The sequence below is a fragment of the Stenotrophomonas sp. MMGLT7 genome, from assembly GCF_021168555.1.
In the GTDB taxonomy this organism is placed as follows: Bacteria; Pseudomonadota; Gammaproteobacteria; order Xanthomonadales; family Xanthomonadaceae; genus MMGLT7.
This window is the reverse complement of record NZ_JAJOZS010000001.1, coordinates 477,134-498,304: the sequence shown is the minus strand read 5'-3', so window position 1 is coordinate 498,304 and position 21,171 is coordinate 477,134. Positions and strand designations below refer to the sequence as shown.

18 protein-coding genes are annotated in these 21,171 nt (G+C 70.6%); 7 read left to right on the top strand and 11 right to left on the bottom strand.

Annotated elements, in window-relative coordinates:
- The first annotated feature begins 3 nt into the window (after positions 1-3).
- The 6 genes from LRX76_RS02310 to hemN all read left to right on the top strand — a co-directional run bounded on the left by LRX76_RS02310 (position 4) and on the right by hemN (position 5,301).
- Positions 4-786: a succinate dehydrogenase iron-sulfur subunit gene (locus LRX76_RS02310; protein ID WP_231801445.1), complete on the top strand. Its 783-nt coding sequence runs from the start codon at positions 4-6 to the stop codon at positions 784-786.
- Between the two features lie 127 nt (positions 787-913).
- Entirely contained in the window at positions 914-1,162 is a 249-nt protein-coding gene (locus LRX76_RS02305) for a succinate dehydrogenase assembly factor 2 (protein ID WP_231801443.1), read from the top strand.
- Complete coding sequence (locus tag LRX76_RS02300; RefSeq protein ID WP_231801441.1) at positions 1,113-1,565, top strand: hypothetical protein; 453 nt, start codon at positions 1,113-1,115, stop codon at positions 1,563-1,565. Before LRX76_RS02305 ends, LRX76_RS02300 begins: the two co-directional genes overlap by 50 nt.
- 24 nt (positions 1,566-1,589) lie before the next feature.
- Entirely contained in the window at positions 1,590-2,831 is a 1,242-nt protein-coding gene (locus tag LRX76_RS02295) for a lipoprotein-releasing ABC transporter permease subunit (RefSeq protein WP_231801439.1), read from the top strand.
- Positions 2,832-2,847: 16 nt separating this feature from the next.
- Positions 2,848-3,579, top strand: a complete 732-nt coding sequence (gene lolD, locus LRX76_RS02290) for a lipoprotein-releasing ABC transporter ATP-binding protein LolD (RefSeq protein WP_231801431.1) — start codon at positions 2,848-2,850, stop codon at positions 3,577-3,579.
- 306 nt (positions 3,580-3,885) lie between these two features.
- Entirely contained in the window at positions 3,886-5,301 is a 1,416-nt protein-coding gene (hemN, locus tag LRX76_RS02285; protein ID WP_231801427.1) for an oxygen-independent coproporphyrinogen III oxidase, read from the top strand.
- A gap of 123 nt (positions 5,302-5,424) precedes the next feature.
- Here hemN and LRX76_RS02280 read toward each other — a convergent pair whose 3' ends face one another.
- From LRX76_RS02280 to LRX76_RS02225, 11 genes are all read right to left on the bottom strand, one after another.
- Entirely contained in the window at positions 5,425-6,384 is a 960-nt protein-coding gene (locus LRX76_RS02280; protein ID WP_231801425.1) for an ABC transporter substrate-binding protein, read from the bottom strand.
- A 163-nt stretch (positions 6,385-6,547) separates the two neighbouring features.
- On the bottom strand, positions 6,548-8,299 hold the full coding sequence (locus LRX76_RS18730; protein ID WP_269450678.1) for an amino acid ABC transporter permease/ATP-binding protein: 1,752 nt from the start codon (positions 8,297-8,299) through the stop codon (positions 6,548-6,550).
- On the bottom strand, positions 8,296-8,838 hold the full coding sequence (locus tag LRX76_RS02265; RefSeq protein WP_231801423.1) for a GNAT family N-acetyltransferase: 543 nt from the start codon (positions 8,836-8,838) through the stop codon (positions 8,296-8,298). Before LRX76_RS02265 ends, LRX76_RS18730 begins: the two co-directional genes overlap by 4 nt.
- The gene (locus LRX76_RS02260; protein WP_231801421.1) at positions 8,835-10,064 is read right to left on the bottom strand and encodes a M20 aminoacylase family protein; all 1,230 of its coding nucleotides are present in this window, start codon (positions 10,062-10,064) and stop codon (positions 8,835-8,837) included. The genes LRX76_RS02265 and LRX76_RS02260 overlap by 4 nt, the downstream gene beginning before the upstream one ends.
- A gap of 13 nt (positions 10,065-10,077) precedes the next feature.
- Positions 10,078-11,421, bottom strand: a complete 1,344-nt coding sequence (locus tag LRX76_RS02255; protein ID WP_231801419.1) for an LLM class flavin-dependent oxidoreductase — start codon at positions 11,419-11,421, stop codon at positions 10,078-10,080.
- 237 nt (positions 11,422-11,658) lie between these two features.
- Positions 11,659-12,657 carry an MsnO8 family LLM class oxidoreductase gene (locus LRX76_RS02250; RefSeq protein ID WP_231801417.1) on the bottom strand — a complete coding sequence of 333 codons (999 nt, stop codon included), beginning with the start codon at positions 12,655-12,657 and terminating at the stop codon, positions 11,659-11,661.
- A gap of 76 nt (positions 12,658-12,733) precedes the next feature.
- On the bottom strand, positions 12,734-13,096 hold the full coding sequence (locus LRX76_RS02245) for a DUF3088 family protein (RefSeq protein WP_231801408.1): 363 nt from the start codon (positions 13,094-13,096) through the stop codon (positions 12,734-12,736).
- 255 nt (positions 13,097-13,351) lie between these two features.
- The gene (locus LRX76_RS02240; protein WP_231801406.1) at positions 13,352-14,383 is read right to left on the bottom strand and encodes an LLM class flavin-dependent oxidoreductase; all 1,032 of its coding nucleotides are present in this window, start codon (positions 14,381-14,383) and stop codon (positions 13,352-13,354) included.
- A 46-nt stretch (positions 14,384-14,429) separates the two neighbouring features.
- Entirely contained in the window at positions 14,430-14,996 is a 567-nt protein-coding gene (gene msuE, locus LRX76_RS02235) for an FMN reductase (protein WP_231801404.1), read from the bottom strand.
- Between the two features lie 322 nt (positions 14,997-15,318).
- Positions 15,319-16,872, bottom strand: a complete 1,554-nt coding sequence (locus tag LRX76_RS02230) for a M20/M25/M40 family metallo-hydrolase (protein ID WP_231801402.1) — start codon at positions 16,870-16,872, stop codon at positions 15,319-15,321.
- Positions 16,873-17,050: 178 nt separating this feature from the next.
- Positions 17,051-19,549 (bottom strand): TonB-dependent receptor, encoded by a 2,499-nt coding sequence (locus LRX76_RS02225; RefSeq protein ID WP_231801400.1) that lies wholly within the window; start codon positions 19,547-19,549, stop codon positions 17,051-17,053.
- Positions 19,550-19,822: 273 nt separating this feature from the next.
- On the opposite strand from LRX76_RS02225, the gene ftrA reads away from it, so the two are divergent.
- On the top strand, positions 19,823-20,800 hold the full coding sequence (gene ftrA / locus LRX76_RS02220) for a transcriptional regulator FtrA (RefSeq protein ID WP_231801398.1): 978 nt from the start codon (positions 19,823-19,825) through the stop codon (positions 20,798-20,800).
- Positions 20,801-21,171 lie beyond the last annotated feature (371 nt).

Sequence of the window (21,171 nt, the reverse complement as noted above, 5' to 3'; positions counted from 1 at the left end):
GCCATGGCAGAGTTCACCCTCCCCAAGAATTCCAAGATCGGCAAGGGCAAGCATTACCCTGCCAAGGGCGCCACCAACGTGCGCACCTTCAAGATCTACCGCTGGAGTCCGGACGACGACCAGAACCCGCGTACGGACACCTACGAGATCGACCTGGACAAGTGCGGGCCGATGGTCCTGGACGCGCTGATCAAGATCAAGAACGAGATCGACTCGACCCTGACCTTCCGCCGTTCCTGCCGCGAGGGCATCTGCGGTTCGTGCGCGATGAACATCGACGGCACCAACACGCTGGCCTGCACCCGCGCGATCAGCGACTGCAAGAAGGCCGAGGTGCCGATCTACCCGCTGCCGCACATGGAAGTGGTCAAGGACCTGGTGCCGGACCTGACCCATTTCTACGCGCAGTACGCCTCGATCAAGCCGTGGATCCGCACCCAGACCCCGGCGCCGCCGGATCGCGAGCGGCTGCAGTCGCCGGAGGACCGCAAGCAGCTCGACGGCCTGTACGAGTGCATCCTGTGCGCGTGCTGCTCGACCAGCTGCCCGAGCTACTGGTGGAACGGCGAGCGCTACCTCGGCCCGGCGATCCTGCTGCAGGCCTACCGCTGGATCGTCGATTCGCGCGACGAGGACACCGGCGCGCGCCTGGACGACCTGGAAGACCCGTTCAAGCTGTATCGTTGCCACACCATCATGAACTGCGCGCGGACCTGCCCGAAGGGCCTGAACCCGGCGCTGGCGATCGCCGAGATCAAGAAGCTGATGATGGCGCGCCGCGCCTGACCGGCGACCCGGCCGAGCCGTCCGGCGACGGCCTCGACGCAGCGGCACCGGCCCGATGGCGCGGTGCCGCTGTCGTTTCCGGGCCACGGCGTCTGGCGACCGCTTTGCTTACCGGAAGACAAGAGAAATGGACCAGATCACCGAGCTGAAGAAACTGCGCTGGCGCTGTCGCCGCGGCATGCGCGAGCTGGACCAGCTGTTCGGGCGCTACCTGGACCGGCGCTGGGCGCAGGCTCCCGACTCCGAGCGGGCGGTTTTCCTACGGCTTCTGGATTGCGAGGACGATAAGTTGTGGCGCTGGTTCATGGGCTACGAGGCCTGTCCCGATGCGCAACTGCAGGAACTCATCGCCGACATCGGCGCCATGCCGGCTTGAATGGCGGCCGTCGCGCTGGCTGCTGGCGGCGCTGTCGGCGATGACGCTGCTCGCGCCGGTGTCGCTGTGGCTGTCGGCGCTGCCGCGGCCGGCGGCGTGCCTGCTGGCACCGCCGGCGCTGGCCTGGGGCGCGTGGCTGCTGCTGCGCGAATCGCGGCGGCCCAGGTGCGAGCTGGTGATCCCGGCCGGCGCACAGCCGGCGTCGGTCGCCGGTAGCGGGGTCGCCGACCTGCAGGTGCGCTGGCGCGGCCCCGTCGCCTTCGTCGGCTGGCGCCGGGCCGATGGCCGGCGCGGACGGCTGGTGTTCTGGCCGGACACCCTTCCGTCGCCGGCGCGACGTGAACTCCGTCTGGCTGTCGCCGCACGCCGCGCTTCGTCGCGGGCGCCAGCGGTGGCACCATAGCGCATCGGTTCCAGCGGTCCCTCCATGTTCAAACCCATTCCTGTCGCCATCGGCCTGCGCTATCTGCGTGCCAAACGGCGCAACGGCTTCATCTCCTTCATCTCGATGGCATCGATCCTGGGCATCGCCCTGGGCGTGATGGTGCTGATCACCACGCTGGCGGTGATGAGCGGCTTCCAGAAGGAGATCCGCGACCGCCTGCTGCAGATGGCCGCCCATGCCACGGTCAGCGCCGAGGGCGCGCCGATGCACGACTGGCAGCACGCGGTGCAGGTGGCGATGAGCGATGCGCGCGTGGCCGGCGCCGCGCCCTACATCGAGATCCAGGGCATGCTCAGCGGTCCCCGGGTGCAGGGGGCGATGGTGCAGGGCATCCTGCCGTCGGAGGAATCCAAGGTCTCGGTGATCGCGCAGAAGATGAAGCAGGGCAGCATCGACAGCCTGACGCCGGGGTCGTTCCATATCGTGCTCGGGCAGGAACTGGCGCTGTGGCTCGGCGTGCGCGTCGGCGACAGCGTGGTGGTGACCCTGGCCGACATACAGGGCACGCCGGTGGGGGCGATGCCGCGGCTCAAGCGCTTCACCGTCAGCGGCATCTTCGAGGCCGGCTACAACGAGATCGACCGCGGCCTGGCGGTGGTCAACATGGACGACCTGCAGCGCGTGCTGAAGATGGACGGCGTCACCGGCGTGCGGCTGAAGCTGCACGACATGGACCGCGCCTTCGAGGTCGCCCGCGACCTGGCGCTGAACCTGCAGGGCGCCTACCGCGTCAGCGACTGGACCCAGGAGAACGCCAACCTGTACCACTCGCTGAAGATGGAGAAGACGGTGATGGGCATCCTGCTGTCGCTGATCATCGCCATGGGCGCGTTCAACCTGGTGTCCTCGCAGGTGATGCTGGTGACCGACAAGCAGGCCGACATCGCCATCCTGCGCACGCTGGGCCTGTCGCCGGGCGGGGTGATGCAGGTGTTCATGGTGCAGGGCACGCTGATCGGGGTGATCGGCACCGTGCTGGGGGTGGTCGGCGGCATCGTGCTGACGCTGAACCTGGAGCGCATCCTCGAACTGATCGAGTCGATCTTCAACGTCCAGCTGCTGCCGGAGGACGTGTACTACATCACCGGCCTGCCGACCGACATGCAGACGCCCGACGTGGTGGCGATCACCATCGTCGCCTTGCTGATGAGCTTCCTTGCCACCTTGTACCCGGCCTGGCGTGCGGCGCGCACCCAGCCGGCGGAGGCTCTGCGCTATGAGTGAAGGCCGGGAACCGGGAATGGGAAACAGGGAATCGGACGTGCAGGAACGCAAGCAGGCCGATGCGGTCATCCGCGCCGAACGGCTGGGCAAGACCTACGCCGAGGGCAAGTTGAAGACGCCGGTGTTCGATGGCCTCGATTTGAGCGTGGCGGCGGGCGAGACCGTGGCCATCGTCGGCGCCTCCGGCGCGGGCAAGAGCACGCTGCTGCACCTGCTCGGGGGCCTGGACGTGCCTACCGCCGGCGAGGTGTTCGTCACCGGCCAGCGCATGTCGGCGCTGAGCGATGGCGCGCGCGGGCGCCTGCGCAACAGCGCGCTGGGCTTCGTCTACCAGTTCCACCACCTGCTGCCGGAGTTCACCGCGCTGGAGAACGTGATGATGCCGGTGCTGCTCGGCGGCGCCGACATCGCGCAGGCGACCACCCGGGCGCGCGCGCTGCTGGAGGCGGTGGGCCTGTCGCACCGGCTGGAGCACAAGCCGGGCGAGCTGTCCGGCGGCGAGCGCCAGCGTGCCGCGGTGGCGCGCGCGCTGGTCAACAATCCGGCCTGCGTGCTCGGCGACGAACCGACCGGCAACCTGGACGACAAGACCGCCGAGACCGTGTTCGGGCTGATGCTGGAGCTCAACCGCGCCCACCGCACCAGCCTGGTCCTGGTCACCCACGACCGCAGCCTGGCGCGGCGCCTGGACCGCGTGCTGGAACTCCACCAGGGCCGTCTGCGGGTCCTGGCCAGGGACGCGGTATAGCCGCCTGTACGGGCGATTGCACGAGCGGCCGGATCGTACGAGCGACCGTAGGAGCGACTTCAGTCGCGATCGGGCTCTACCGGTAAGGCCTCATCGCGACTGAAGTCGCTCCTACGGTTGTTCCAACAAGTCGTTCCAACAGGTCGTTCGCGAGGCAGGTCGTTCCCGGGACAGGTCGTTCCCCGGGGCAGGTCGTTCACATGGTTCGTCCACATGGGCCGGGCGGGGCCGGGCGAAGCGGCGCAGTGCGCTGCCTTTGATTGAGGTCAATGCGACCCTGCGACGCAGACGCGAGCATGCTGCCCCATGGACGACTCACCCCCTTCTCCGGCCGATGCGCTGACCTGGCATTTCGACGCCGAACTGCTCCGCCGCTACGATCGCCCGGGCCCGCGCTACACCTCGTATCCGACCGCGCCGCATTTCCATGACGGCTTCGGGGTGGCCGACCTGGAGCGCGCGGCGCGGCTCAGCCGGCAGGCCCACCCGCTGCGGCGGCTGTCGCTGTACGTGCACGTTCCCTACTGCCGCAATCCCTGCTTCTACTGTGGCTGCAACCGGATCATCACCCGCGATGCGCGCCGCGGCCTGACCTACCTGGAGCGGGTGCTGAGCGAGGCCGAGCTCGTCGCCCCGCTGTTCGCCGGGCGCGAGGTGGTGCAGCTGCACCTGGGAGGCGGCACCCCGAACTTCCTGGCGCCGCCGCTGCTGGCGGAACTGCTCGAGGGCCTGGCCCGGAACTTCCACTTCAGCCAGGCGCTCGAGCGCGATTTCTCGATCGAACTCGATCCGCGCACGGTGAACCCCGACGACATCGGCCGCCTGGCCGAGATGGGATTCAACCGGGCGAGCCTGGGCGTCCAGGATTTCGATCCGTCGGTGCAGCAGGCGATCAATCGCGAGCAGGGCGTCGAGCAGACGCTGGCGATCATCGAGGCCTGCCGCCGCCACGGCATGCGCTCGGTCAACGTCGACCTCATCTACGGGCTGCCCAGGCAGGGGCTGGAAGGGTTCGGGCGCACGCTCGACACGGTGATGCAGGTGCGTCCGGACCGGCTGGCGGTCTACGGGTACGCGCACCTGCCGCACATGTTCAAGGCGCAGCGGCAGATCTGCGATGCCGACCTGCCGGACGCCGAGACCAAGCTGGCGCTGCTGGGCCTGGCGGTCCACAAGCTCTCCCATGCCGGCTACCAGTACATCGGCATGGACCACTTCGCCTTGCCCGGGGACGACCTGGCCGTGGCCCAGCGCAACGGCGGCCTGCACCGCAATTTCATGGGCTACACCACGCACGCCGATACCGACCTGGTCGGCCTGGGGGTGAGCGCCATCAGCCACGTCGGCGACAGCTACAGCCAGAATCCGCGCGACCTGCCGGCGTGGGAAGATGCGCTGGACGCGGGCCGGCTGCCGGTCTGGCGCGGGCTGCTGCTCAGCGAGGACGACCAGGTGCGGGCCGACCTGATCCAGCAGTTGATGTGCCAGGGGCGGGTGGATACCCATGCGTTCGGGCGCGCGCACGGCATCGACTTCGCCGGCTACTTCGCGCAGGAACTGCAGGACCTGCAGCAGCTCCGGCACGACGGCCTGGTGCAGTGCCGGGACGGCGTGATCAGTGCGACCGTGCAGGGCAGGCCGCTGCTGCGCCTGATCGCGATGTGCTTCGACAGCTACCTGCGCGAGCCGGTGCAGCCGGCGCGCTATTCCAGGGCGATCTGAGCCCCTGTCCAACGTCTCCCGCAGGAGGACCTGTAGGAGCGACTTCAGTCGCGATGGGCTTCACCGGTAAAGCCTCTCGCGACTGAAGTCGCTCCTACAACGGACTCTTGATGGAGCCGGGGACTACAGCTCGGCCAGGCCGGGCGGGTTGGTCTCCGAGCGCGGCACCGCTTCCTCGGTCAGGTTCCAGCGCTGCAGCACCTTGGCGTAGGTGCCGTTGTCGATCTGGCTGTTGATCGCGCGGGTGATGGCCTCGGCCAGGCCGCTGCCCTTGCGCGTGGTCACCGAGATCGCCGCGGACTGCGGCCAGCCGCCGGGGAACAGCCCGACCCGGCGCACCTTGCCGTCGCGCGCGGCGTAGGCGCCGGTGGCGTTGGGCTCGAAGCTGACGTCGGCGCGCCCGGTGATGACCGCCAGCCGCCCGACCACCGAGTCGTCGAAGTACTGGTACTCCACCGGCGGAAGCCCCGCGGCGATGTTCTGCGCATCCCAGTGGCGCAGGATCTGGTCCTGGTTGGTGCTGGCGCCGACCACCACCTTCAGCCCGGCCACGTCCCTGGGCTGCTTGATCTCCTTGATCGGGCCATCGGTGCGGGTGTAGATGCCCAGCAGGTCGTAGCGGTAGCTGGAGAAGTCGAACTTCTGCTTGCGTTCCTCGGTGACGGTGACGTTGGAGATCACCGCGTCGTACTTTCCCGATTCCAGGCCCAGCGGCCAGTCGGCCCAGGCCACGGCCACCAGGTTCAGGCGCAGGCCCAGGGCGTCGGCGATCAGCCGCGCGATGTCCGGCTCGACCCCGATCACGGTGTTGCCGTCGGCAGCGTAGTCGCCCAGCGGCAACGCGCCGGGGTGGGTGGCGATGGTCAGCGCCCCCGGGGTGACGAACTTGAAGTCCGCCGGCAGCAGGGCGATCGCGGCCGGATCCCGGTCGGCGTGGATCGGCGGCACGTCGGCGGCGTCGGGCTTGGGCGCGGCACCGGGGGCATCGCGGTGCTGGCGCGAGTACAGGATGGCGGCGACGCCGGCGGCGAGCACCAGGACGATGACGGCGATGTTGAAGGTGCGGCGGCGGGGGGCGGTCATGCGGGAATCCTTGTGGGGTGGTCCGGGGGCGACTCGTACGGGGATACGGATTCGTGGCCGGGAGATCCGCAGGAGCGACTTCGGTCGCGATGGGCTTTACCGGTAGAGCCCCATCGCGACCGAAGTCGCTCCCGCGGGTCGCTCCTGCACGAGGCTGGTAGGCCTACAGCACCTTGGCCAGGAACTCGGCGGTGCGCGGATGCGTCGGCCGGGCGAACAGCTGCTGCGGCGGGCCGGCCTCGACGATCCGTCCCTGCTCCATGAACACCACGGTGTCGGCGATGCGGCGGGCGAAGCCGATCTCGTGGGTGACGATGACCAGGGTGGTGCCCGAGCGCGCCAGTTCCTCGATCACCGCCAGCACCTCGTTGACCAGCTCCGGGTCCAGCGCCGAGGTCGGCTCGTCGAACAGCAGCACCTTCGGCCGCAGCGCCAGCGCGCGCGCGATCGCCACGCGCTGCTGCTGGCCGCCGGAGAGCTGGCGCGGATAGGCGCCGGCCTTGTCGGCCAGCCCGACCCGGGCCAGCAGCGCATGGGCCTGGCGTTCGGCGTCGGCGCGGCTGGCGCCGCGTACCGCGATCGGCGCCTCGATCACGTTCTCCAGCACGGTCAGGTGCGGGAACAGGTTGAAGTTCTGGAACACCATGCCGATGTCGGCGCGGCGGCGGCGGATCTCGGCCTCGCGCAGTTCGTGCAGGACGTCGCCATCGCGGCGGTAGCCGACCAGTTCGCCGTCCACGGCGACGAAGCCGGCATCCACGCGCTCGAGGTGGTTGATGGTGCGCAGCAGGGTGGACTTGCCGGCGCCGGACGGGCCGATGATCGCGGTGACGCTGCCGGCCGGCAGGTGCAGGCTGACGTCGTCGAGCACGCGGTTGTCGCCGTAGTGCTTGGTGACGCCGTGGATCGCCACCGTGCCGCCGCGGCCGCCGAAGCCGGAGTCGGCGCCATCGGTGGCGACCGACGCCGGTGCCGCCGGCGCGGCGGGCGGGCGCCGCCGCGGCCACGGCAGCAGCCGCCCCGGCTGCTCGCGCAGCGCGCCGCGGGCGAAGCGCCGCTCGATGCGGATCTGCGCCAGCGACAGCAGGGTCAGGATCACCAGGTACCAGACCGTGGCCACCATCAGCAGCGGCACCACCTCCAGGTTGCGGCGGTAGATCACCTGGACGGTGTAGAACAGCTCCGGCAGCGCCAGGATGTAGACCACCGAGGTGGCCTTGGCGAGGTTGATGATGTCGTTGAAGGCGCCCGGCAGGATGGTGCGCATCGCCTGCGGCAGCACGATGCGGCGGACCTGGCGCGTGCGCGGCAGGCCCAGTGCCGCCGAGGCCTCGAACTGGCCCTGGTCCACCGAGAGGATGCCGCCGCGGATGATCTCGGCCGAGAACGCGGCCTGGTTCAGCGACAGCCCCAGCACCGCGGCGGTGAACTGGCTGATCAGCTGCGTGGTCGGGTAGGAGAACAGGGTGATGCCGGTGAACGGCACGTCCAGGCGGATGGTCGAGTACAGGTAGCCCAGGTTGTTGAGCAACAGCAGCAGCACCAGCAGCGGGATCGAGCGGAACAGCCACACGTAGCCCCACGACACGCCCGCCAGCAGCGGCGAGCCGGACACCCGCGCCAGCGCCAGCGCGGTGCCGATCAGGAAGCCGATCAGCGTGCCCAGCGCGGTCAGCAGCAGGGTGCGGCCGAGCCCGGCCAGCACCGGTTCGGCGAAGAACCACTCGGCGAACACGTCCCAGCCCCAGCGCGGGTTGCCGAGCACCGATTGCAGCACCGCCAGGATCAGCAGCAGGGCGACCACGGTACCGATCGCCTGCAGCGGATGCCGCGCCGGCACGATGCGCAGTCCGGCCGGCGTGGTGGCGGGCGCGGCGCCGGCGCGCGGGAGCTCGGGGAGGGTGCGGCTGTTCATGGCGTGCGTGCCTCGAGGGGGGATTGCCGCGCGGCGGCCTGCGGCGGCGTCTGCAGGCGCTTTTCGAATGGCAGGTGGACCACGGTCTCCGGATCGGCGTCCGGGTCGAACAGGGCGGTGTAGCCATGGCTCAGGTACAGGCCGACCGCCTCGGGCTGGCGGAAGCCGGTGGTCAGGTAGACGCGCGCGTAGCCCTGGCGCGCGGCCTGGCCCTCCAGTTCGACCAGCACGCGCCGGGCGATTCCCTGCCGGCGCAGCAGCGGGTGGGTCCAGATGCGCTTGAACTCGGCCGTGCCCGGGTCGCGGTGACGCATGAAGGCGCCGCCGCCGATGGCCTGGCCGTCGCGCAGCAGCAGCACGAAGGCGCCGTCGGGCGGGGCGAAGGCGGCGGGCGGGTAGCGCGTCAGCTCGTCGCGCGCGCTGCCGCCGATGCGGCGGATCACGTCGCGGTAGCGGTTGCCGTACTCCTGTTCCAGCCCGTCGAACAGCGGCTGCGCCAGCGGGTCCAGCACCGAGGTGTAGACGAAGCGCTCGCTCATGCCGGCGCTCCGGCGGCCTGCCGCGCAGCGTCCGGCTCGGCCAGGAAGGTCTCGGCCAGCCGCGCCCAGTAGCTGGCGGCCGGGGCGATGACGGCGTCGTCGAACACGTAGCGCGGGCTGTGCAGCGGCGCGCTGTCGCCATTGCCGACGAACACGAAGCTGCCCGGGCGGCGCTGCAGCAGGAACGCGAAGTCCTCGCTGGCGGTGCGCGGCGCCAGCCCCGCCACCACGCCGTCGCTGCCGAACTGCGCCAGCGCCACCTCGCGCGCGAACGCGGTCTCGGCGGCGTGGTTGAGCACGCTGGGGAAGCCGAGCGGGAAATCGATCTCGACGCCGGCGCCGAAGCCGGCGGCGACCGCTTCGGCCAGCGCCGGGATGCGCCGGCGCAGCGCCTGGCGCACCTCGGGCAGGAACGCGCGCGCGGTCAGCTTCAGCTCGACGCTGTCCGGGATCACGTTGGCGGCCTGGCCGCCGTGGATCGAGCCGACCGTCACCACCGCCATCTCGCGCGGATCGACGTTGCGCGAGACCAGGCTCTGCAGCGCGGTGACGATGTGGGCGGCGGTGAGCACCGGATCGACGCCGGTGTGCGGCTCGGCGCCGTGCCCGCCCTTGCCGGTCACGCGGATCCGCGCCCAGTCCACCGAGGCCATCGCCGGGCCGTCGACGAAGCCGAAGCGCCCGGCCGGCACCCCCGGCCAGTTGTGCAGGCCGAAGATCGCATCGACCGGGAAACGCTCGAACAGGCCGTCGTCGAGCATCCGGGTGGCGCCCTGGCCGATCTCCTCGGCCGGCTGGAACACCAGGTGCACGGTGCCGTCGAAGCGTCCGTGCCTGGCGAGATAGTGCGCGGCCGCCAGCAGGATGGTGGTGTGGCCGTCGTGGCCGCAGGCGTGCATCAGGCCGCGGGTCTGGCTGGCGTAGGCCAGGCCGGAGTCCTCGCTGATCGGCAGCGCGTCGAAGTCGGCGCGGATGCCGAGCCGGCGCCCGCCGTCGCCGCGGCGCAGGGTCGCGACCACGCCGGTACCGCCGATGCCGGTGGCGACCTCGAAGCCCCAGTCCGACAGCAGGCCGGCGATGCGCGCGCTGGTGCGATGCTCCTCGAACGCCAGTTCCGGGTGCCGGTGGAAGTCGTGGCGCAATGCGATCGCCTGCTCCTCGGCGAACGCGGCGATCTGCGGCAGCACCCCGGCGGCGGTGGAGGGGATCTTCGGCAATGCGCTCATCGCGGCACCCCCATCAGCCGGCCTTGCGCGGCGCGGCGGGTGCGGCGGCGTAGCGGCTTTGCTTGCGCGGCAGCCCGAGGTGGTCGCGCAGGGTGCTGCCCTCCAGCTCGCGGCGGTAGTAGCCGCGCGCCTCCAGCACCGGCAGCACGTGCTCGACGAAGTCGTCCAGGCCCTGCGCCTGCACCGGGAAGCCGAGGATGAAGCCATCGCTGGCGCCGGCGTCGAACCAGCGGATCAGCTCGTCGGCGACCTGCTCGCCGGTGCCGATGAACTGCGGCCGCGGACTGACCGATTCCTGCGCCACCTGGCGCAGGGTCAGGCCGCGCTCGCGGGCGTCGCGCTTGATCTTGTCGGTGGTGGACTTGAAGCTGTTGGCGCCGATCCCGCCCAGTTCCGGGAACGGCGCGTCCAGCGGGTACTGGCCGAAATCGTGGTGGTCGAAGAAGCGGCCCAGGTAGGCCAGCGCCTCGTCGATGTCGGCCAGTTCGGCGATCTGCCGGTACTTGGCCTCGGCCTCCTCGGCGCTGCGGCCGACGATCGGGCCGATGCCGGGGAGGATCTTCACGTCGCCGGCGCTGCGCCCGTGCGCGATCGCCGCGTTCTTGACCTTCTGGGTGAAGGCGCGGGTCTCCTCCAGCGACGGGGCGTGGGTGAACACGGCGTCGGCGTACTTGCCGGCCAGGCCGATGCCGTCGTCGGAGGAGCCGGCCTGGAAGATCACCGGCTGGCCCTGTGGCGAGCGCTGGATGTTCAGCGGGCCCTCGACCTGGAAGAAGCGGCCCTTGTGGTCGAGGCGGCGGAACTTGCCCTTGTCGAAGAACTCGCCGCTGGCGCGATCGCGCGGGAAGGCATCGTCGTCCCAGGAGTCCCACAGCCCCTGTGCCACTTCCAGGTACTCGTCGGCGATGCGGTAGCGCAGCGCGTGGTCCGGGTGCGGGCGGCCGTAGTTGCGCCCCGAACCTTCCAGCGGCGAGGTCACCACGTTCCAGCCGGCGCGGCCACCGCTGATCAGGTCCAGCGAGGCGAACTGGCGCGCGACCGTGAACGGGTCGCTGTAGGAGGTGGAGACGGTGCCGGCCAGGCCGATCTTCGAGGTCGCCGTGGCCAGCGCCGACAGGATGGTCAGCGGCTCGAAGCGGTTGAGGAAGTGCGGGATCGACTTCTCGTTGATGTACAGCCCGTCGGCGACGAAGGCGAAGGCGATGCCGTTGGCCTCGGCCTTGCGCGCCACGTCGATGTAGAACTGCAGGTTGACGCTGGCATCGGCCGGGTTGGACGGATGCTTCCAGGCGTTCATGTGGCCGCCCGGGCCGTGCAGCATGATGCCGAAGGGGATGGGTCGGGGCGTGGTGCTCATCGGAAAATCCTCTTGGGTTCGATCGGGGCCTGCGCGGCGTTCACTGTTCTCGTCATCCCCGCGAATGCCGGAAACCGGGGACGTTGGTGCGGACTGCGACCAGGTTCCCTTCTCCCGCTTGCGGGGCTGGGCACCCCCGCAAGCGGGAGAAGGCCTGGGGAATTCCGAATGTGCCGAAGGAACAGGCTTGCCCGGAGGCGGCGCGGTCGCGATGGCCAACGCCGCCGCGCATCGCGTTCACGCCGCTGCCGCCGCATGCGGCGCGGGCGCGAGCAGCTGCAGCGACGCCAGGCGCGCGGCGAAATCGGCCACCGGCGCGTCGATCACGAATTCCTCCACACCGAAGCGCCGGTGCAGCAGGTCGAGCTGCCCGCGCACGTAGTCGCCGTTGCCGGACAGCACGCTGGGGCGGGTCTCCTCCAGCCGGTAGTCGCTAACCCCGGCCTGGCGCGCATATTCGGCGGCGGCCTCGGGGCTGGGCAGGTTGACGCTCTGGCCGTCGCCCAGGTGCAGCTTGTAGACGCGCAGCGTGCTGACATGGCGGGCGGCGGCCTCGGCGCTGTCGGCGGCGAACGCCACCACCGCCAGCAGCGGGGCCAGCGCACTGCCGCGCCGGTAGGCATCGAAGGCGCGCTCGATGTGGGCGTGGTCGCCGTCGAAGTGGCCGGCGTAGACGAAGCGCCAGCCCAGCTGCGCGGCCAGTTCGGCGCTGTCGGTGCTGGCGCCGAGCAGGAAGCGCTGCGGGCCCTGCTCGGGCAGCGGCGTGGCCACCGCGTCCGCATGCGCATGCCCGGCCGGCAGCGTGCCGGACAGGAAGCCGTCCAGGTCCGCCACCTGCCGGGCGAAATCCAGGGGGCTGCTGCGGCCGTAGGCCAGCGCCCGGGTGGACGCCAGCAGCCCGCCCGGAGCCTTGCCCACGCCCAGGTCCACCCGGTCCGGGGCCAGGTTGGCCAGCAGGTTGAACACCTCGGCGACCTTGTACGGCGCGTAGTGGCGCAGCATCACCCCGCCGGTGCCGACGCGGATGCGGCGGGTCTGCGCCAGCACGAAGGCGGCCAGCACCTCCGGCGCCGAACTGGCGAGTTGCGGCGCGGCATGGTGCTCGGCGAACCAGTAGCGGTGGTAGCCGAGCCGCTCGGCGTGCTGCGCCAGCGCGACGCTGTCGCGCAGCGCGTGGGCGGCGCTGCCGCCGTGGGCGATGTAGCTCTTGTCGAGGACGCTTAGCAGGTAACCCATGGTGCTGTTCCAGTCGGGGAGGGGGAGCGTGGTGCCTGCCGGCCTGCCGTCATCGGCCAGCGCGGCAGCACCCGGCTCATGGATGCGGCACCGGGGTGCCGTAGAGTTCGGACAGCGTGGCGAGGATGCGGTCGCTGCCGGACACGTACTGGCGCGATGCGTGCTCGCCGCTGGCGTGCGGGCTGCTGATGCCGGACGGCAGCACCAGCTTGGGCAGCGACTGGTCGCTGTCGCCGACGATCCCGATGACCTCGCGGCGCGGGCGCGGGAAGCCGACGTGGCGGATGTCCAGGCGCTCGCGCAGCTCCGCGACGCCGGCGATCACGCCTTCCAGCAAGGCGCTGTGGCGGCAGAAGAAGCGCTGCCCGCGAAGGTCGGGATCCTCGAATTCGTGTTCGAGCAGGAAGAGGATCGGCTTGGAGGTTTTCTTGTCCGGCATGGGAGCCACGCATCCTGGGAAACGGTGGTGAATCGGGAAAGGCGTGATTGCGATCGTATGCAACGCGCTCCACGCCATCGCACCGGAACTCGACAATGTGCGGTCACATCCGGCCAGGAAAATGCTTGTTGGGTATAACGAAACTCCCCTGGGTTATCGCGGCCGCAACGCGGGGAGCATCGCCGCGGGCCGGGGCCGGGAGTGTCGCCGCGAGGGAAGCCGGAGGCATGGCCGCGCTGGCCTGCCGGCCGGCCTTCAGGCGGCCGGCGCCGCGCCGGGCTTCCAGCCCAGTGCCGGGGCGATGCGCCGGACGAAGTCGCTGATGATCTGCCGGTACTGCGGATAGGTGAACTCGTAGGGCAGTTCCAGCCGCAGCTCGCGCACCTCGGGCAGCACCGGGTCGGCCAGCAGGCGCTCGACGATCTGCTCGGAACTGCCCACCAGGTCCGGCGCGAACAGGGTGCGGCGTTCGCCCTGCGGCGCCAGCGTGCGTGCGTGGCGACCGGCGGCGAACTGCAGGTAGTGCGCGCGGGTGGCCGCGTCGGCGCCGTCCAGCGGCACGATCACCCGGCCCAGGGCGATGCGCGGCGGTCGCGGCTGCTGCCAGTGCCGGCGGTACAGGTCCAGGTGCGCGCGCTGCACCTGGTGGAAGTCGTCGCCGTTCTCGCCGCTGTTGAGGTTGCCGATCAGCAGGTTGAAGCCGTTGCGGCCGGCCCACTCCACCGAGCGGTTGGAACCGCCGCCGTACCAGAGCCGGTCCACCAGGCCGGGCGCGAATGGCTGCAGGCGCGCCCGGTACTGGCCGGCGGCGTTGCTGGCGAACGCGTCTTCGCCGCCGATCGGTTCGCCGCGCAGGTTGTCGGCCAGGCGCAGCGCACGCGCGTGCGAGAAGTCGATGGTGGACGGGTCGCCGTCGAACAGGCGCGGGCCGAGCAGCGCGCCGAACGGCGGCGAGCCGACGCTGACGCCGACGTTGAGGCGGCCGTGCGCGAGTACGTCCACCAGCGACAGGTCCTCGGCCAGGCGGAACGGGTTCTCGTAGCCGAGCTGGATCACCGCGCTGCCCAGTTCGATGCGCCGGGTACGCTGGCTGGCGGCGGCCAGGAACGGCGCCGCCGCGCCGATGCCCGGCTCCAGGTGGCGCTGGCGCACCCAGGCACCGTCGTAGCCGAGCGCCTCGCCGTGGGCGATCAGGTCCAGGGCCTGTTCCAGGCCCTCGGCCGGGCGCTCGGGGGCGAAGTTGCCGGGGGTGAGGAAGGCGATGCGGTCGATCTGGATGGGGGCCATGCGCGTCTCCGCCGCCGCCTGCATCGCGGCGCCTCGCTTGGTTTGCTCAGGCGATCCGGCGCAGGCTGGGCACCCGCACCGCGCCCAGCACGGTGGCCGCGCGCTCGGCGGCCAGGGCGATGCGGTCGCGCAGCAGCGGGCTGGCGATGCGCTCGCCGTCGAAGTCGGCCGGGGTGGCGTAGACGCCGATCGGCAGGGTCAGCGCCTGCAGGAAGCTGAACAGCGGGCGCAGCTGATGGTCGATCACCAGCGCATGGCGTTCGCTGCCGCCGGTGGCGGCCAGCAGCACCGGCGTATCGACCAACGCCTCGATCTCGACCAGGTCGAACAGGTGCTTGAACAGGCCCGGGTAGGAGCCGCGGAAGACCGGCGCGGCGGCCAGCACCAGGTCGGCCGATTCGATGCGCCGCAGCTGTTGCTCGACCTCGGCGGGCAGTTCGTCGCGGGCCAGTGCGCCACCCAGCGGGCGGGCGATGCGGCCCAGTTCCACGACATGGCTGTCCAGCGCCAGATGGTGCCTCAGCTGTTCGAGGATGGCCCGGGCCAGCAGCAGGGTGCGCGAGGAAGGCGAGGTGCTGCCGATCACGGCGACGACTTTCAGCGGAGTGGGCATGGCGGTTCCAGGAGCGGGGTGGGCTAAGGTGGGAGACCGGCGGTCGCGTATCTCCCGCAACGCATGCCTGGCCACGGGGGCCGTGCATGCGTGCCGTGCGAACAACGCCTATTCAAGGTCCTCTCGCCGTCGCCGGCCATTGTCATCGCGACAGCGGCTGGCAACATCGCGCCAGCCACATGAACTTTGGGAATCTGCAAAGAACCGTTACGCCGTGTCGCGGCAGCTGGCCGGGGTCGGGCGTCCAGGCCGAACAGGCCTGCTCGCGGCAGGTCCCTCGTCCCGGCGAGGCAACGGACACCCGCCGCCGATCGGGTTCGTGCTACGGCAGCGGCTGCGACAGCAGCGCGTGCAGCGTGCGCACGCCTTCGAGGTAGTTGCCGATGCGCATGTTCTCGTCGGCCACATGCTGGTTGTTGTCGGCGTTGACCAGCGGGACCAGCAGGATCGGTGCGCCAAGGCCCTCGGCCAGCGGCTGGCTGGGCACGCCGCCGCCCATCAGCGGGATGCGCACCGGCTCCTGCCCGGACCCGGCGCGTACCGCCGCCTGCGCCCATTGCCCGATCGGGGCGTCCAGCGGCGTCTGCAGCGCCTCGCCGCCAGCGCCGGCGTGGATCGATGCCAGCAGCGGATAGCGCGCGCGTTGTTCGGGCGTCGGCTCGCCTTCGACCAGGTGGTAGCCCTGCGCCTGCACGTAGGCGCGCACCAGTTCCACCTGCCGTTGCGGCGGCGGCGTGCCGGGCACGGTGCGCAGGTCGAGGCTGGCCGCGGCGCTGGCGGGGATGACGGTGCGGCGGCTGTCGATCGCGCCGGCACTCATCGCGTTGATGTTGAGCGTGGGGTAGTTCATCGCTTCCTGGTAGTTGGCGCCGACCTGCTCGGCGGCGGCGATGCCGATGCGTCCGCGGATCTCGCCGGCATCGTCGGGGACCGCGGCCAGCACCGCGCGATCCGGCGCCACCCCGTCGTAGAAGCCGGGGATGAGCACGCGTCCCTGCGCGTCCTTCATCCCGGCCAGCAGCCGCGCCAGGGCGAACGCCGGATTGGGGGCGTAGTTGCCGTAGTGGCCGCTGTGCAGTTCCTCGCGCGCGCCGTAGACGGTCAGCAGCAGGCCGGTGCCGCCACGGTGGCCGAACACCAGGGTCGGGCGGTTGCTGCGATGCATCGGCCCGTCCAGCATCACCACCGCGTCGGCCTGCAGCAGCGCGCGGTTGCGCGCCACCACCTGCGCCAGCGAGGGCGACCCGGATTCCTCGCGCGAATCGAGGATGACCTTGACGTTGATCGCCGGCTCGCGTCCCTGCGCGCGCAGCGAGTCCATCGCCGCCAGCAGCATCACGATCGGCGCCTTGTCGTCGGCCGCCGAGCGCGCGAACACGCGCCATTCCGGGTCAGGCGCCCCGGCCTGCAGCAATCGTTGCAGCGGCAGTTCCCGCCAGCCGCCGTCGGCATCGCGCTGCTTGAGCACCGGCGTGAACGGATCGCGCTGGCTCCATTGCTGCGGGAACACCGCCTGCCCGTCCATGTGCGCGTAGAACAGCACGGTCTTGCGCTGCGGCGCGGGGTGCGGCCATTGCGCGAACACCATCGGCGCATCGTCGGCGGCGAGCAACTGCGCCTGGAAGCCATGGCCGGCGAAGGCGTCGCGCGCCCATTCCGCGTTGCGTGCGATCTCGGCGCTGCTGCGGGCGGCGACGTTCGGCAGGCGCAGGAACTCCAGCCACTGCGGCAACGATGCGCGTGCGGCCTGCGCGATCGCGTCGTCGTTCGTGGCCGCCTGCCGGGCCGACGCGGGCGAGGCGAGAAGCACGAGGCACAACAGCGTGCCGAGCACGCGATGCGGTTTGTGTGGGGCGGTATGGCAGGTGGCGTTCATGGCGGCATTGCTCTCCCGGATATTGTTCGAAGCCTCCCGTAGGAGCGACTTCAGTCGCGATGGGGCTTTCCCGGCAAAGCCCCACTGAAGTCGCTCCTACGGTCGTCCATGCCGTTCCCGTGCCGCAGTGATCGATCGGCATGTCCCGCGCATATCGGGATATTGCACCCCGGCGCGCTCAGAACCGATAGTTGATCCGCCCGTACCAGTAGCCGCCGACGGTGCCGAGCACGTCGCCGTACTCGTAGGTGGAGGTATAGCTGGCGCGGTCGCTGGCGCTGCGGTAGCGCTCGGGCACCTTGCGGGTGCGCTTGTCGAACAGGTTGTTCACGCCCAGGTCCGCGCTCCAGCCGCCGCCGAAGTCGTAGCTGCCGCCGATGTTGGTGACCAGCACCGGGGCGAGCTGGTACTTGTAGCCATTGGTCAGGCGCTTGATCGGGCCGTGGTAGGTGAAATCCAGGTTCAGCGCCCACGGCCCCCGGTTCCAGCCGATCCCGGCGACCTGGGTGTACTTCGGCGTGCGGTGGCGCAGCGCGTACTCGCTGGATTCGGTCAGCAGGTCGATGTTGGGCAGCCCCTGCAGCACCGCCGGAACCTCGCGGACCCGGGTGATGTCGGTCTTGCCGACATTGGCGGCGTAGTTCCAGCGCAGCCGGCCCCAGCGGGTGTCCCGGCCGCCTTCCAGCGTCAGCTCCAGGCCGCGGGTGCGGGTGTCGCCGATATTGGTGAAGTAGCTGACGTAGTAGGCCTCGCCATCGAGGATGGAGATGCCGGCGCCGGCCAGCAGTGCGTCGATGGTGGCCTGCTGCGCCGCGCTCAGCGGCGTGCCGTTGTAGTCGGTGACGTTGTCCGGGTCGAGCGCGTTGTAGCCGATCTGGCTGGACTGGCCGAGCTGGTTGCGGATGTCGATCTGGTACAAGTCCAGTGCCGCGTGGAAGTCCCGTGCCGGGTCGAGGGTGAAGCCGACGCTGTAGTTGCGGGCCTTCTCCGGCTTCAGGTCGCTGGCTCCCAGCGTCCGCGCCGCGGCCGAGTCCACCCGCGCCACCAGCGTCGTGCCGCACGGGCAGTTGCCGGTCACCTGGTAGTACTGCGCGCCCAGGCCGGGGGCGTGGAAGCCGTTGCTGACGGTGGCGCGCACGCCGAACGCGTCGTTGAAGTCGAAGCGGGTGGACAGGCGCCCGGTGGAGACGTCGCCGAAGTCGGAGTGGTCCTCCCGGCGCGCGGCCGCATCGAGGAACCAGCGCCGGGTCAGGTTGGCCGAGGCGCCGACATAGGCGGCCTTGCTGTTGCGGGTGGCATCGACCGCGTCGGCGGGCGCGTAGCCGACGAAGGCGGCGGCGCCGTAGCCGGTGTACGACTCCCACTGGCCCGGCGCGCGGCGGTACTGCTCGTGCTGGTATTCCAGGCCGAGGCTGAGGTCCAGCGGCGAGGCGAGGCGGGCGATGTCGAACGAGCGGCGCAGGTCGAGGTTGTCGATCAGCTGCCGGTAGTCGACCTTGCCGTCGTAGAAATCGGTGGGCGCGCCGGGATAGTCCAGCGAGAAGTTGGCCGAGTCGTTGGTGTAGGTGCGGATGGTGTCGCGGTTCCAGGTGACGCTGAAATCGTAGTCCCAGCCGCCAAGCAGGCCCTTGACGCCGGCGCTGCCGGTGTACTGCTGTTCCTTGGTCTCCAGTACCGGGGAGAAGCCGTCCGGCCATACCGCCAGCACGCCAGGCGCATCGTAGGTGCCGAAGATCGTGGCCGGCAGGCGGAAGTTCTGGATGGCGCTGGCGGTGCGGTCGCTGGCGGTCGCGGTGACGTAGAAATCGGCGTTCTCGCCGAGGCCGTGGCCGGCGTTCAACGCGAGCGACTTCAGCGCGTAGTCGGTGGAACTGTAGATCTGGTTGGCCCTGGCATCGCGGCCGGCTTCGGCGGGGTGGACGCCGGCGCCGGCCGGCAGGCTGTTGTAGGTGCCCAGCGCGACCAGGTTGCCGTCGGCATCGACCGCCGGGTAGCTGAGGTAGCCGTCCGCGTAGGTCCGCGGGCGGATCGCGCTGTGCTGGCGGCTGCCTTCCGCCGACAGGTTGACGAAGCCGTCGCCGCCCCAGGGCAGGCCGAGGTTGGCGCGCGCGGTGGTGCGGCTGCCGTCGCCGTCGAAGCTCTGCCCGCTCTCGATCGAGGCGCCGCCGCCGCTGGCCTGCGACCTGAGGATGACGTTGATGACGCCGGCGATGGCATCGGAGCCGTAGATCGCCGAGGCGCCATCGCGCAGCACCTCGACGTGGTCGATCGCCGCGACCGGGATCAGCCCGAGGTCGGCCCAGGAGTGCCCCGGGAAACCGCCGCCGTTGGCGCCGCTGACGTAGGCGCTGGCATTGCGGCGCTTGCCGTTGACCAGCACCAGGGTGTAGCCGGGCGAGAGATTGCGCAGCTGGTAGCCGCGGATCAGGCTCTCCTGGTCGCTCTGGTAGCCGCCGACCTGGCTCAGCGACGGCAGCGTGCGCTGCAGCGCCTCCAGCAGCGTGGCCTGGCCGCTGGCGGCCAGGTCCTGGGCCGAGATCACATCGATCGGGGTGGAACTGTTCTTGACCGTGCGGGTGCTGGAGCGCGAGCCGGTCACCAGCACGGTGTCGAGCGTGGAGGCACCTGCGGCGGCGGCATCGGGCTGGGCCGCCGAGGCCGCCGGCACGGCGAGCATGCCGGCGATCAGCACTGCCAGCGGAAGGCGACGCGGGAGAACGGGAGGGGCGCTGCGGCGGAGGACTGCGGTCGGGGTCATCGGGCGGGTTGCTCTCGCACTTGCTTTCGGGGAGCCCCATTCAAGTTTGTCCGGAGCGGAGCGGCCATCGCCGATCGCGACAGCCGCTGGCAACATCGCGCCAGGCACATGAATTATCGGAATGTGCAAACAGCCAAGCCTGTCGTGGCGGCGCGGGCGGAGCGGCGGCATCGCGGCGGTAGTATCCGGAGCATGTCCAGTCCAGCCAATGCGTCCAGCGCCTCTGCGCTCGTGGTGATCGTCGCCTACGAACATCTCGGGCTTTTCGAATTCGGCTGTGCGGTCGGCATGTTCGCGTCGGTGCGCCCGGAGCTCGAGGTGGACTGGTACCGCAGCGCGGTCTGCGCGTGCGAACCGGGTGCGCTCAAGGCGCTGGGCGGAGTGCGGGTCGAGGCGCCGCACGGGCTGGAGCTGATCGACGAGGCCGACATCGTGGTGATCCCGGGATGGCGCAACCCGGAGGAGCGCCCGCCGCAGGCGCTGCTGGACAAGCTGCGCGGCGCCCATGCGCGCGGCGCGCGGCTGGCATCGATCTGTTCCGGCGCGTTCGTGCTGGCATGGGCCGGCCTGCTCGACGGCCGCGGCGCCACCACGCACTGGCGCCTGACCGACCTGCTGGCCAGCCGTTTCCCGAAAGTGCAGGTGCGGGCCAACGTGCTGTACGTGGACACCGGCCAGATCATCACCTCGGCCGGCTCGGCCACCGGCATGGACATGATGCTGCACATGGTGCGCAAGGACTACGGCACCCGCGTCGCCAACCTGGTGGCGCAGCGGCTGGTGCTGGCGCCGTGGCGCGACGGCGATCGCAGCCAGATCGTGACCCGGGCGATCCCGCACGGCGAGCCGAGCCGGCTGGCACGGCTGATGGAATGGATCCGCGACAACCTCGACCAGGAGCACACGCTCAAGTCGCTTGCCGAGCGCGCATTGCTGAGCCAGCGCACGCTGCAGCGCCAGTTCCTGGAGGCCACCGGGCTGTCGCCGATCGACTGGGTGATCCACGAGCGCGTGGTCTATGCCAAGGAACTGCTGGAGACCACCGACCGGCCGCTGCAATGGATCTCCGAGCAGGCCGGGTTCGGCTCGCAGGAATCGTTCCGCCGGCACTTCCGCGCGCTCGCCGGCTCCAGTCCGGCCGCCTACCGGGCGACGCTGCGGATCGGCTGACGTGGCGGCGCGGCAACGCCGCCATCCGATAACGCCGCCATCCGATGCCGCCGCCATCCGATGCCGTCATCTCCGTAGGAGCGACTTCATTCGCGATGGGGCTTTACCGGTACAGCCCTCGCGACTGGAGTCGCTCCTACGGCCGTCGCGACGGCGCATCGTCCGCGGTGGCGCCGTCCCCGGCTGGGCGGGGACGGCGCGTGGTTGGTGCCCGAGGCCGGAATCGAACCGGCATGACCGCGAGGTCGAGGGATTTTCTTGCCACTTCGGCTTTCGCCGCCGGCGCCTGCGCCGTTCGTGGTCTGGAGCACGCCTTCACCCTAGCCGCGAGGCCGTAGGTGCCCGCCGTCTGCTCTCTACACCTTCCCGGC